Raw genomic sequence first — 12,461 nt, 5'->3', positions numbered from 1 at the left:
GAGCGTGATCCCGACCAATCGTCCCCCGCAGGATACGGCAGACGGCCCAGACTAGTCTGGCCGTTCGTGGGTATCGGAAGGGGGAGCAGCGTGGCGGCAAGCGCAAACGCGGCTGCGGGTGGAGCGACGGACGGCCCGGCGGGGTCGGGCGCCGAGGCGCCCAGCCTGCTTCGCCGCACCGGTGCCCTAGTGATTGACTGGCTACTCTGTGTGCTGATCTCCAGCCTCTTTGCCGACCCGGTCCGGTCCGGCTGGCCACCGGTGGTGGTGCTGATCGCCGAGTACGGCATCTTCCTCGGGCTGTTCGCCCAGACCCCGGGAATGTGGCTGGCCCGGATCCGGTGCGTCTCGGACGCCGACGGCGGCCGGATCGGCGTACCCCGGGCACTGCTGCGCGGACTGCTGCTGGCTCTGGTGATCCCGCCCCTGGTGATGGACGAACGGCGGCGCGGCCTGCACGACCGGGCCGCCGGATCGGTCGTCGTCGCCGTCCCCAGCTGACCCACGACTCGCCGCCGACTCGCCACCCGGGCCGGAATGGCGGCGACCGGCGGTCAGCGGCCCCGGGTCTGCCGGAAGGCACCCTTCGGCGGGCGCATGTTCTTCGGAATGGCACCCTTGGGCAGCTGCGGCCGGGCCGACAACGCGGTCAGCCGCTTGTCCAACGCGTTGACGTCCTTGCCGGTCAGGTTGCGTGGCAACCGCATCAACGTCGTCCGCATCTTGCGGATCGACAACTCGCCCTCGTCGGTGCCGATCACGTAGTCGTACAGCGGCGCGCTGCCGATCACCTTGGCCAGCCGCCGCTTCTCCTGACCGAGCAGCCCGCGGACCCGCTGCGGGTTGCCCTCGGCGAGCAGGATCACCCCGGGCCGCCCGATCACCAGATGGACCATGTCCATCTGGGTGGTCGAACTGACCGCCGGCGTCACCCGCCAGTCACCGCGCATGTTCTCCAGCAGCGAGGCCGCCGCACCCGGCTGGCCCTCGGCGACGTTCATCATCGCCGTGTTCGACCGCAGGTTCAGCACGATCAGCACGGCGAGCAGCGCCACCAGGATGCCGACCGGTAGCCACATCCACCCCAGGGCCAGCGACACCGGCACGGTGATCGCCAGCGGCAGCACGACGGCGGCCACCGCCAGCGGGACGAACCACTTGTCGCGCTTGGCGGTGAACGAGAACACCATGCCGATCTGCTTCAGCCGCTGGCCGAACGACACCTTCTCCTGGGGTTTCGCCATGCGAGGGAGTCTAGTTGCCGGGGGCGAAGCCGTTCACCGGGCGGTCAGCCGGCCAGCGGCTGGGCCTCGCGCTGGTGCAACGCCTGCTGGTAGAGCCGGCCGGCGCGGTACGACGAACGCACCAGCGGGCCGCTCATCACCCCGGAGAAGCCGATCTGCTCGGCCTCCTCGCGCAGCTCGACGAACTCCTCCGGCTTGACCCAGCGCTGCACCGGGTGGTGCCGCGGCGTCGGGCGTAGATACTGGGTGATGGTGATCAGCTCGCACCCGGCGGCGTGCAGGTCGCGCAGCGCCTGCGACACCTCGGAGCGTTCCTCGCCGAGGCCGAGGATCAGATTGGACTTGGCCACCAGGCCGGCCGTGCGGGCCCGGGTGAGCACGTCGAGCGAGCGTTCGTACCGGAAGGCCGGCCGGATCCTCTTGAAGATCCGGGGCACCGTCTCGACGTTGTGGGCGAGCACCTCCGGTCGGGCGGCGAACACCTCGTCGAGCTGACCGGCGTCGCCGTTGAAGTCCGGGATCAGCAACTCGACGCCGCAGCCGGGCTGCAGCGTGTGGATCTGCCGGACGGTCTCGGCGTACAGCCAGGCACCCCCGTCGGGCAGGTCGTCGCGGGCCACCCCGGTGACCGTGGCGTAACGCAGACCCATCGCCGCGACCGACTCGCCGACCCGGCGGGGCTCGTCGGCGTCGAACTCGGCCGGCTTGCCGGTGTCGATCTGACAGAAGTCGCAGCGCCGGGTGCACTGGTCCCCGCCGATCAGGAAGGTCGCCTCCCGGTCCTCCCAACATTCGTAGATGTTGGGGCAGCCGGCCTCCTGGCAGACGGTGTGCAGCCCTTCCCGCTGCACCAGCCCGCGCAGCTCGGTGAACTCCGGCCCCATCCGGGCCTTGACCTTGATCCACGGGGGTTTCCGCTCGATCGGGGTCTCGGCGTTGCGGACCTCCAGGCGCAGCAGGCGTCGTCCCTCCGGAGCAATGGTCACCCTTGTCAGCCTACGCCGGCCGGTGCCCGCTCGGGCGGCCCGGCGACCGCGCAGCCACCGCTCACCGGGTGAGTTGGCTCACCCGAGAGTTGGCAGGTGCCGCTCGACGATCGGCAGCACTTCGGCGACGGTCACCGGCCGGCCGAGCTCGGCGCTCAGCGAGGTGACACCGACGTCGCGCAGACCGCACGGCACGATCCGGTCGTACGCCGTCAGGTCCGGGTCGCAGTTGATCGCGAAACCGTGCTGGGTGACCTTCCGGGCCACCCGGATGCCGATCGCCGCCACCTTGCGCGCCGGTCCACGGTCGTCGGCCGGCACCCAGACTCCACTGTGGTTCGGCCCGTCGAGGCGGGTGGCGGCCAGCCCGAACTCGGCGCAGACGTCGATCAGCAGCTGTTCGACCCGGCGTACGTAGGCGACCACGTCGATCGGCTCCGGCAACCGGACGATGGGGTAGCCGACCAGCTGCCCCGGGCCGTGCCAGGTGATCTTGCCGCCTCGGTCGACGTCCACCACCGGGGTGCCGTCGACCGGGCGGTCCCACGGCTCGGTGCGCTTGCCGGCCGTGTACACACTCGGGTGCTCCAGCAGCAGCACGGTGTCCGGCTCCTCGCCGGCGACCACGGCGGCGTGCAGTCGACGCTGCTCCTGCCAGGCGGTCTGGTAGTCGACGACTCCGGCTCGGACTCCGCGCAGGCGGGAAACGGTGCTGGTCACGTCGTCCAGCCTAGTCCGTTACCGGTCGGTCGGGTCGTTCCGTGGCCCGGCTCACCACGGCGGACGCCGGGGCGGCCGGCTCACCAGCCGCCCTCGGGGGCCGGCCAGAGCCAGACGTCGGCGATCCGCTGCGGCGGGCCGAGCAACTCGGTGGTCGCGGTCAGCAGGGCCTCGGCGTCGACCGGGAACTTCGCGCCGTGCACCCGGTCGGCGAGCACCACCGCCTCGGCGTCCCAGTAACGCAGGTCGGCGCGGGCGGCGGCCCGGTCGGCGTCGGTGATCGGCGGCACCACGCCGGTGCGGGCGACCTCGTGCAGCAGCGCGTTGGTGGCCCGGGGGACCGGCCCGATCCGGCCCCGGCCGTCCGGCCCGCCGGGGCCGAGGAAGAAACCGGACGGGATGGCGAACTCGCCCTGCCGGTGCGCGAACGCGTACGCCTGCCAGCGCTGACCGTCGGGGAGCACGTCGAGGGTGAACGGTACCGGGGCGAGCACCCCACCCTGGCTGACGTGGTCGCGCCAGGCGCCCGAGGTGATGAAGTCCGGGATCGGCTCCCGTTCGACGGTGAGCAGGCTGGCCGGGGCCAGCGGCAGCAGCGCCGCGACGAACGCAGCGGCCCACCACCGGCCGTACCGCGCCCGCCCGGCGGCCCGGCGGGTGAGCAGCAGGCTCAGCGTCAGCGCCAGCAGGATGCCGATGACCGGGGTGACCACCATGGCCAGCCGGGCCGGCAGCGCGGCGTTGAACACCGGCGCGCCGGCCAGCGGGGCGTACGGCAGCGGGACGTCGGTGATCGTCCCGCCGATCTTCAGCCGGGGGCCGAGGGAGAGCACCGCGAACACGGCGGCGGTGACCGCGAGGGCCCGCAGCGTGGCCCGCCGGCCGGGATCGGCGGCCCGCCAGAGCAGCATCAGGCAGCCGACGGTCAACACCAGCAGCGGTACGCCGAAGAAGCTGTTCTCCTCGGTCTCGTTCGGCGCCAGCCCGGTGCCCAGCCCGGCGACGCCGGCCAGCGATCGTTCCGGGAACGCCCCGTAGGCGAGGACGTCCTCGCTGTGCACCCGGGCGTCGAACCCGGTGCCGTGGAACACCTGCGGGCCGAAGAAGTGCAACCACAACGGGTACGCCAACAGTGTGGTGGCGACCACCGCGGTCACCGCCAGGGCGCGTAGCAGGCGGGGGAGCGCGTCGCGGACCTCGGCGGCGCGGCTGCGGTCCAGCGCCCAGACGCCGAGGAACACGCCGCAGGCCAGGGCGGTGAAGAACAGGCCCTCGGCGGCGATCGAGAAGGCCGCTGAGACGGCCACGCCGAGGATCAGGCCGTTGCGCGCCCAGCCGCCCCGGGTCAGCGGCCGGGCCCCGGGGCGCCCGCGCAGCGCGAGCACCCGCCAGACGATGATCGGCACCAGCCAGCCGGCGGTCCAGTTGAGGTGGGCGTTGGCGTGCGACACCATGGCCGGCGCGAACCCGCAGAACAGCCCGCCGACGGCGGCGGCCAGCCGGGACGGCACGAACGGCGCGCCGCCGTCGCCGGTGGGTAGCCGGCACAGCAGCCAGTACCAGGCGAACCCGGTGCCGGCCAGGTTGAGGGTGAGGATCACCAGGAAGGTCGCCGGTGGCCCGATCAGGAAGGTCAGCGGCGCGAACAGCACCGCGTACACGGTGATCGAGGTGTTGACCGCGAGGTTCACCCCGTCCGGGGCGTTGAGCAGGTAGGTGAACAGCGGGTTCTCGCCGTGGGTCAGCGCGTACCCGCCGTAGCCCAGCAGCCATTCGAACAGCGCCTGGTCGCTGGAGTTGACGGTGATCGCCCGGCTGTTCGGCCCGGCCCACAGGCCGCTGGTGACCCAGCCGGCGAGGGCCACCGCGACCGCCGCGACGACCAGGTCGGCGCGCCACCCGGTCGGGCCGCCGACCCGGCCCCGGGGACGGCCGCTGGTCACCGGCCGGTCGGTCGCGGCGCTGTCGGGCAGTGGGGACGGAGCGGTCGGCACCGGCGGAGAGTACCAATTTCGCCCGACACGCCCGTGCCGTACCTAGGCTTGACGAAGTTATTGGAAATGACTTCCAATGTATGCGTACCTGTTGAGCTGTTTGGGAGAGATCCACGGTGAAGATCTGTTTTGTCGGTAAGGGTGGCAGTGGCAAGACCACCCTGGCGGCCCTGTTCGCCCGCCACCTGGCGGCCACCCCGGCCGGCGTCGACGGCGGGCCGCCGCCGCTGCTGGCGGTCGACGCCGACATCAACCAGCATCTCGCCGCCGCCCTGGGTGCCAGCGACGACGAGGCGGTGCTGCTGCCGGCGCTGGGCGACCACCTGGCCGACATCAAGGAGTACCTGCGCGGCGACAATCCCCGGATCAGCTCGGCCGCGGCGATGGTCAAGACCACCCCGCCCGGGCGTGGCTCGCGGCTGCTCACCGTCGCCGGGGCCAACCCGATCTACGACGCGCTGGTCCGCGAGGTGGCCGGCATCCGGCTCGCCGTGACCGGGCCGTTCGCCACCGACGATCTTGGCGTCGCCTGCTACCACTCCAAGGTCGGCGCGGTCGAGCTGCTGCTCAACCACCTGGTCGACGGCCCGGGCGAGTACGTGGTCGTCGACATGACCGCCGGGGCGGACTCGTTCGCCTCCGGGCTGTTCACCCGGTTCGACGCCACCTTCCTGGTCTGCGAGCCGACGGTGCGCAGCGTCGGCGTCTACCGGCAGTACGTCGGATACGCCCGCGACTACGGCGTACGGGTGCACGTGATCGGCAACAAGATCGACGACGAGTCGGACGTGGAGTTCCTGCGCGAGCACGTCGGCGCTGATCTGCTGACCTGGATCGGCCGGTCGGCCTTCGTCAAGGCGGCCGAGCGGGGCCGGCACCAGCCGATCACCGCGATGGAGCCGGCGAACCGTGACGCTCTGGACGCGATGCGTACAACCGTCGATGCTTGTGGCAAGGACTGGGCCAGCTACACCCGGCAGGCGGTGGAGTTCCACCTGCGCAACGCCGCCGCCTGGGCCAACGACCGGGTCGGCGAGAACCTCGCCGACCAGGTCGATCCGGAGTTCGTACTCGGACCAGAGCTGCTGGTCCGCTGACCGTCAGCGTGAGGAGAAAGCATGTCCCTCGACGTACCCGCCGCCCTGCTGGAGCGGGCCGAAGCCGGCCGGGTCGACGACGCCGAGTTCGTCGACTGCGTACGCCAGTCCCTGCCGTACGCCTGGTCGGTGGTGTCCCAGGTGGCCGCCGAGGCCCAGAGCGGCACGGCCGAGTTCGCCGACCACGCGGTGCCGCCACCCAGCGAGGCCGAGCGTGGCCAGCTGCTGCGGGCGCTGGCCAGCGACGCGATCCGGGGCGGCCTGGAGCGGCACTTCGGCGTGAAGTTCGCCTTCCAGAACTGCCACCGGGTGGCCGCCTTCAAACTCTCCGCCGTCGGCGGCGAGATCTACCAGGAGTTCATCTCTCCGGTGGCCCAGCTGCGCAACCAGTCACCCGAGCTGCGTGACTGCTGATCCGACCACCGCGCCGGTGGCCGGCGACCTGAACCGGCCGGCAGTGGACCTGTTCCTGCTGGCGGCACACGGTCTGCCGGCCACCGTCGGCTACGCGCGCGCCGCCGAGGCAGCCGGCCTCGGCGGCGTGTGGCTGGCCGAACACCACTTCGTCTCGTACGGGCAGTGCCCGTCCGCCACCACCCTCGCCGGCTACCTGCTCGGCGCCACCCGTCGGATCGCCGTCGGCACCGCAGCGGCCGTACTGTCCAACCGGCATCCGGTCGCGCTCGCCGAGGAGACGGTCCTGCTGGACGCGGTCTCCGCCGGCCGGTTCCGGCTCGGTGTCGCCCGTGGCGGTCCCTGGGTGGACCTGGAGGTCTTCGGTACCGGCCTGGACCGGTACCGGGACGGCTTCGCCGAATCGTTGGACCTGCTGGGCCGCTGGCTCTCCGGCGCGGAAACGGTCGGCGCCGACGGCGGGTTCTTCGCGTTCCGCGACGTGCCGGTGGTGCCCCGACCGGCCGGTCCGATTCCGGTCTGGGTGGCGGCGACCTCGCCGGCCACGGTCGACCTCGCAGCCAGTCGGGGGCTTCCCCTGCTGCTCGGGGTGCACGACGACGACGCGGCGAAGGCCGCCACGCTGGCCCGGTACGCCGATGTCGCCGCCGCCCACGGACACGATCCGGCCGCCGTGCCGCACGCCTCGGTGCATCTGATCGGGCTCGCCGACTCCCGGGCCGCCGCCGAGCGGGCGCTGCGCCGGACCCTGCCGCCCTGGCTGGCCACCACCCGGGAGTACGTCCGGATCGACGGTTCGGCGCCGGCCCACCGGGACCTCGACGCCTACGCCGAGCACCTGCTGCGGGTGCATCCGATGGGCGACGCCCAGGAGTGCGCCGCGCGACTGGCCGCCAGCGCGGCGACCGTCGGCGCCCACCGGCTGGTGCTGATGGTCGAGGGCGTCGGTCCGGCCGGCACCGGCGAACTGATCACCGCCATCGGCGCCGATCTGCTTCCGGCCCTGCCCTGACCGGTCGGAAAGCCATTCGGTACGGGATCACGCCTGCGTCAGGGCGGCGTGCAGCGCGTCCGGCAGGTCCGGGTACCGGTAGGTGAACCCGGCCTCGGTCAGCGCCCCGGGCAACACCCGGGAGGAGTGCAGCGCCTCGGTGGCGAACTCGCCCAGCGCCACGTGCAACGCGAACGCCGGGATCGGCATCACCGCCGGTCGGTGCACCGCCGCGCCGAGCGCCTTGCCGAACGCCGCGTTGGTCACCGGTGCCGGCCCGACCACGTTGACCGGGCCGGAGATGTCGTCGTGGTCCAGCAGGAAGGTCACCGCCCGCAGCCAGTCCTGCATGGCGATCCACGGCACCCACTGCCGCCCGCTGCCGAGCTTGCCGCCCAGGCCGAGCCGGAACGGCAGCAGCTGCGGTTTGAGCAGGCCGCCGTCGCGGTGCAACGGCAGACCGGTGCGCAGCCGGACCACCCGTACGCCGGCGGTCTCGGCCGGCCCGGTGGCCGCCTCCCAGACCCGGGCGACGTCGGCCAGGAAACCCTCACCGGCCGGGGCGTTCTCCTCGACCGGCTGGTCGCCGGTGTCGCCGTACCAGCCGACCGCCGACGAGTTCAGCAGCACCGCCGGCCGGTCCGCCGCCGCGACACCGGACATCGCGGTGGCCAGCGTGGTGGTGCTGTCGACCCGGCTGGACCGGATCAACGCCTTGTAGCCGTCGGTCCAGCGCTTGTCGCCGACCCCGGCACCGGCCAGGTTGATCACCGCGTCGATCCCGGTGAACACCGCCGGGTCGAGTTGCCCGGCCGACGGCGACCAGCTGACCTCCGCCGGCCCGCGCGCCGGCCGGCGGACCAGCTGTACGGTCTCGTGTCCGCAGCTGTGCAAGTGGTCGGTCAGTCTGGTGCCGAGGAAGCCGGACGCGCCGGCCAGCAGGATGCGCATGCCGACATCTTCGCTGATTGCGATGGTGTCGGATGCGGACCACCGCCATCCGGCACAAAACGGCGGTGGGTGCCGGCCGGGATCGGCCGGCACCCACCGCTACGGCGACCGGGGTCGCCTGGTCGTCGAACGCCGTCAGGACAGGCCGAGTTCGCCTTCGAACGCACCGGCCTCCAGCCGCTCCTTGACCGCGCTGAGGAACCGGGCGGCGTCCGCGCCGTCAACCAGCCGGTGGTCGTAGGACAGCGCCAGGAAGACCATCGAGCGTGGTGCGATGATCTCGCCGAGCTCCGGGTCGTTGACCACGGCGGCGCGTTTCACCACCGCTCCGGTGCCGAGGATGGCGGCCTGCGGCAACGGCACGATCGGGGTGTCGAACAGCGCCCCCCGGCTACCGGTGTTGGTCAGTGTGAAGGTGGCACCGGACAACTCGTCCGGCCCGATCTTGTTGGTCCGGGTCCGCTCGGCCACGTCGGCGATCCGCCGCGCCAGCCCACCGAGGTTGAGATCGCCGGCGTCGCGGATCACCGGCACCAACAGCCCCCGTTCGGTGTCCACCGCGACGCCGAGGTGCTCCCCGTCGGGATAGGTGATCGTGCCGGCCTGCATGTCGATGGAGGCGTTGACCACCGGGTAGGTACGCAGTGCCTCCACCGCCGCCAGCGCGAAGAACGGCAGGAACGACAGTTTGACGCCGTGCTTGGCGTGGAAGTCGCCCTTGACCCGGGCCCGCAACCGGGCGATCTTGGTCACGTCGACCTCTACGACCGTGGTCAGCTGGGCCGAGCTCTGCAGCGACTCGTGCATCCGCTTGGCGATGACCGTCCGGGTCCGGCTCATCTTCTCGGTCCGGCCCCGCAGCGGGCTGGGTTGCGCCTTGGCGGCCGTCGGTGCCGCAGCCGGTGTCGCCGGCTTGGCCTGTTCGGCCTTGGCCCGCTCGGCGGCGGCCCGCGCCTGCTCGGCCGCGGTCAGCACGTCCTGCTTGCGGATCCGCCCGCCGACCCCGGTGCCGCGTACCGAGGCCAGGTCGACCCCCTGCTCGGCGGCGAGCTTGCGGACCAGTGGGGTGACGTAACCGCCGTCACCGTCGGCGCTGGCCGGCGGGGCCGCCGGTGCGCTCTGCTGTGCCGGTGCTGCGGCCTGCGTGGCCTGCGCCGGAGCGGCGGACTCGGCGGCCGGGGCCGGGCTGGCGTACGAGGCACCCGGCTGGGCCGGCGCGGGAGCGGCCGGCTCCGGCTGGGCCGGTTCGGCCTGCGGCGCGGCGGCCGGCTCCGGCTGGGCCGCCGGCGTCGGTTGGGCGGGTTGGGCCTGCGGCGCGGCGGCCGGCTCCGACGCAGCGGCCGGCTCTGATGCCGCTGGAGCCGAAGCCCCACCGGGGCTGCCGACCAGCGCCAGCTCGGCACCGACGTCGGCGGTGTCGTCCTCCGGCACCTTGATCTCCAGCAGCGTCCCCGCGACCGGCGACGGGATCTCGGTGTCGACCTTGTCGGTGGAGACCTCCAGCAGCGGTTCGTCGACCTCGACGGACTCACCGACCTGCTTGAGCCAGCGGGTGACGGTGCCCTCGGTGACGCTCTCGCCGAGAGCCGGCATCCGGACCGCGGTGGCGTCGCCGCCGGCCGTCGGCGGCGCGCTGTCGGCGGCCGGCTGGGCCGGCTCCGGCGCTGCGGCCGGCTCCGGCTCGGCGGGCCGTTCCTGGGGCGCGCTCGCGGCGGGCTCGGCGGGGGCGGTCTGCCCACCGTCGTCCTGCTGCCCACCGTCGTCCTGGCCGCCGGAGATGACCGCGAGTTCGCTGCCCACCTCGGCGGTCTCGTCCTCGCTCACCACGATCCGGGTGAGCACCCCGGCCGCCGGTGACGGGATCTCGGTGTCGACCTTGTCGGTGGAGACCTCCAGCAGCGGTTCGTCGACCTCGACCCGGTCGCCTTCCTGCTTCAACCAGCGGGTGACGGTGCCCTCGGTGACGCTCTCGCCGAGCCGGGGCATGGTGACCGATACCGGCATATCTACAAGACTCCTCTAGTCAGGCGTGTGCGTGCAGCGGCTTGCCGGCCAGGGCCAGGTGGGCCTCGCCCAGCGCCTCGCCCTGGGTCGGGTGGGCGTGTACGAGTGGTGCGACGTCGGCCGGGTCGGCCTCCCAGTTGTAGATCAACTGTGCCTCGCCGATCAGCTCGCCGACCCGGGCACCGACCAGGTGCAGTCCCACGACCGGGCCGTCGACGACCCGGACGAGCTTGACGAAGCCGGTGGTCTTGAGGATCTGGCTCTTGCCGTTGCCGCCGAGGTTGTAGTTGTAGGTCTTGACCTTGTCGGCCCCGTACTGCTCCTTGGCCTTCGCCTCGGTCAGCCCGACCGACGCGAGCTCCGGGTCCGAGTAGGTGACCCGGGGGATGCCGCTCTCGTCGATCACCGCAGGGTTGCGGCCGGCGATCTCCTCGGCGACGAAGATGCCCTGCTGGAAACCGCGGTGGGCCAGCTGCAGGCCGGGCACGATGTCGCCCACGGCGTAGACGTTCGGCAGGTTGGTCCGCAGTCGCTCGTCGGTCAGCACGAAGCCACGGTCCATCTTCAGACCCTGCTCTTCGTACCCGAGGTCGGCGGTCACCGGCCCGCGCCCGACGGCGACCAGCAGCAGCTCGGCCTCCAGGGTCTCGCCACCGGCGATCGTCATCCGGACGCCGGACTCGGTGCGTTCGACCTTCTCGAACGGCTTGCCGGTCTTGAACCCGATGCCGCGCTTGCGGAACGCCCGCTCCAGCGCCTTGGACGACTCCTCGTCCTCGGCGGCGACCAGCCGGGGCAGCGCCTCGACGATCGTCACGTCGACGCCGAAGGAGCGCCAGACGCTGGCGAACTCGACACCGATCACCCCGCCGCCGAGCACGATCGCCGACGACGGCACCCGGTCCAGCTCCAGCGCGTGCTCGCTGGTCAGGATCCGCTCGCCGTCGACCTCGATGCCGGGCAGGCTGCGCGAGTAGGACCCGGTGGCCAGGATCACGTTGCGGCCGGTGTACCGGGCGCCGTCGACCTCGACGGTGTCCGGGCCGACCAGCCGGCCGGTGCCCGCCACGTAGGTGATCTTCGAAGACTTGATCATGCCCTGCAGGCCCTTGTACAGCCGGCTGACCACGCCGTCCTTGTAACTGTTCACCCCGGCCATGTCGATGCCGACCAGGTCCGCCTTGACGCCGAACTGCTCGGACTCGCGCGCGTTGTCGGCCACCTCGGCGGCGTGCAGCAGCGCCTTGGTGGGGATGCAGCCACGGTGCAGGCAGGTGCCGCCGACCTTGTCCTTCTCGATCAGGGCTACCGACAGATCGAGTTGTACGGCGCGCAGGGCAGCCGCGTAGCCTCCACTACCGCCGCCGAGGATGACCAGGTCGAAGGTCCCGCCGTTCGGCTCACTCACAGTTCACTCCCAGGTCACGTCGCTGCACAGGAGGGCCGTCCCCTGCGTCGTCCCATGGAACGGGCAGACTTTCCCCGGTCATCTTGTCACTTGTAGTGTCTGAACGCTCAACGAGGTGCCCAAGGACACGTGGCCGCAACGTAGGCTTGCCCTGTCCGTCTATGCGCGCGGGCGTCGGACAGCCGGGCCCGGCCCGACCGCACCAGGCCGCCCGGCCGGCACCTGCGCGGTCTGTCAGTTGGGGGAGGGGAACGCCGGTGGCGTGGTTTCGTCGGCGCAAGCAGTCGAGCGGGGCACCGGGAGGCCGGCCGGCGAACCGGGCGGATCTCGACCATCTCGAGGAATTCGTCCGCAGCCGCCGAGGGGTCGAGGCGTTCATCGAGCCCCGGACCACGGTCACCGAGACGACGGTGATGCTCATCGCGTTCGACGGTGAGTGGACCCGCCGTCGGGTCGACGGCCCGGACATCGCCCGTCGCTTCGCGCACAAGATGGCCATCCCGATCTACGACGTGGCGCTGGTCGGCTACCCACAGCGGATGCGGGACTTCAACGAACGGCGCAAGCGGGCCGACCGGGCCGACCGGGGCTGACCTCACCGACGTGGGGCCGGGTGCCGACCGGCACCCGGCCCCACGTCGGGCTGCGACGG

The 12,461-nt window shown here is 72.2% G+C and carries 12 protein-coding genes; 5 read left to right on the top strand and 7 right to left on the bottom strand.

The genetic code is table 11. The features are described 5' to 3' along the window. Positions 1 to 165 precede the first annotated feature (165 nt). Positions 166 to 501 (top strand): RDD family protein, encoded by a 336-nt coding sequence (locus tag EDC02_RS16720; RefSeq protein ID WP_199757861.1) that lies wholly within the window; start codon positions 166 to 168, stop codon positions 499 to 501. A 53-nt stretch (positions 502 to 554) separates the two neighbouring features. On the opposite strand, the gene EDC02_RS16715 is transcribed toward EDC02_RS16720, so the two are convergent. From EDC02_RS16715 to EDC02_RS16700, 4 genes are all read right to left on the bottom strand, one after another. Continuing rightward, entirely contained in the window at positions 555 to 1,244 is a 690-nt protein-coding gene (locus tag EDC02_RS16715; protein WP_123602772.1) for a DUF4191 domain-containing protein, read from the bottom strand. A gap of 44 nt (positions 1,245 to 1,288) precedes the next feature. Continuing rightward, complete coding sequence (gene lipA, locus EDC02_RS16710) at positions 1,289 to 2,230, bottom strand: lipoyl synthase (protein ID WP_123602771.1); 942 nt, start codon at positions 2,228 to 2,230, stop codon at positions 1,289 to 1,291. 78 nt (positions 2,231 to 2,308) lie between these two features. Next, the gene (gene lipB, locus EDC02_RS16705; protein ID WP_123602770.1) at positions 2,309 to 2,950 is read right to left on the bottom strand and encodes a lipoyl(octanoyl) transferase LipB; all 642 of its coding nucleotides are present in this window, start codon (positions 2,948 to 2,950) and stop codon (positions 2,309 to 2,311) included. Positions 2,951 to 3,030: 80 nt separating this feature from the next. Further along, positions 3,031 to 4,944, bottom strand: a complete 1,914-nt coding sequence (locus EDC02_RS16700; RefSeq protein ID WP_370461458.1) for a DUF2079 domain-containing protein — start codon at positions 4,942 to 4,944, stop codon at positions 3,031 to 3,033. A 116-nt stretch (positions 4,945 to 5,060) separates the two neighbouring features. Here EDC02_RS16700 and EDC02_RS16695 point away from each other — a divergent pair, with 116 nt between their 5' ends. The 3 genes from EDC02_RS16695 to EDC02_RS16685 are packed head-to-tail and all read left to right on the top strand — an operon-like array spanning position 5,061 to position 7,467. Beyond that, complete coding sequence (locus EDC02_RS16695) at positions 5,061 to 6,041, top strand: ATP-binding protein (protein WP_123602769.1); 981 nt, start codon at positions 5,061 to 5,063, stop codon at positions 6,039 to 6,041. Between the two features lie 21 nt (positions 6,042 to 6,062). Then, entirely contained in the window at positions 6,063 to 6,455 is a 393-nt protein-coding gene (locus tag EDC02_RS16690; RefSeq protein ID WP_123602768.1) for an SCO5389 family protein, read from the top strand. Beyond that, complete coding sequence (locus tag EDC02_RS16685; protein ID WP_233605968.1) at positions 6,445 to 7,467, top strand: LLM class flavin-dependent oxidoreductase; 1,023 nt, start codon at positions 6,445 to 6,447, stop codon at positions 7,465 to 7,467. The genes EDC02_RS16690 and EDC02_RS16685 overlap by 11 nt, the downstream gene beginning before the upstream one ends. Before the next feature lie 27 nt (positions 7,468 to 7,494). On the opposite strand, the gene EDC02_RS16680 is transcribed toward EDC02_RS16685, so the two are convergent. The 3 genes from EDC02_RS16680 to lpdA form a co-directional block, all read right to left on the bottom strand. Next, positions 7,495 to 8,397, bottom strand: a complete 903-nt coding sequence (locus EDC02_RS16680) for a TIGR01777 family oxidoreductase (RefSeq protein WP_123602767.1) — start codon at positions 8,395 to 8,397, stop codon at positions 7,495 to 7,497. 135 nt (positions 8,398 to 8,532) lie between these two features. Further along, on the bottom strand, positions 8,533 to 10,401 hold the full coding sequence (gene sucB / locus EDC02_RS16675; protein ID WP_123602766.1) for a 2-oxoglutarate dehydrogenase, E2 component, dihydrolipoamide succinyltransferase: 1,869 nt from the start codon (positions 10,399 to 10,401) through the stop codon (positions 8,533 to 8,535). A 19-nt stretch (positions 10,402 to 10,420) separates the two neighbouring features. Next, positions 10,421 to 11,809, bottom strand: a complete 1,389-nt coding sequence (gene lpdA, locus EDC02_RS16670) for a dihydrolipoyl dehydrogenase (protein WP_123602765.1) — start codon at positions 11,807 to 11,809, stop codon at positions 10,421 to 10,423. A 257-nt stretch (positions 11,810 to 12,066) separates the two neighbouring features. On the opposite strand from lpdA, the gene EDC02_RS16665 reads away from it, so the two are divergent. After that, on the top strand, positions 12,067 to 12,402 hold the full coding sequence (locus tag EDC02_RS16665) for a hypothetical protein (RefSeq protein ID WP_123602764.1): 336 nt from the start codon (positions 12,067 to 12,069) through the stop codon (positions 12,400 to 12,402). Positions 12,403 to 12,461: the final 59 nt, after the last annotated feature.

Source organism: Micromonospora sp. Llam0 (genome assembly GCF_003751085.1).
GTDB lineage: Bacteria > Actinomycetota > Actinomycetes > Mycobacteriales > Micromonosporaceae > Micromonospora_E.
The sequence above is the reverse complement of the archived record's forward strand: the minus strand, read 5'-3'. Positions and strand labels throughout refer to the sequence as shown.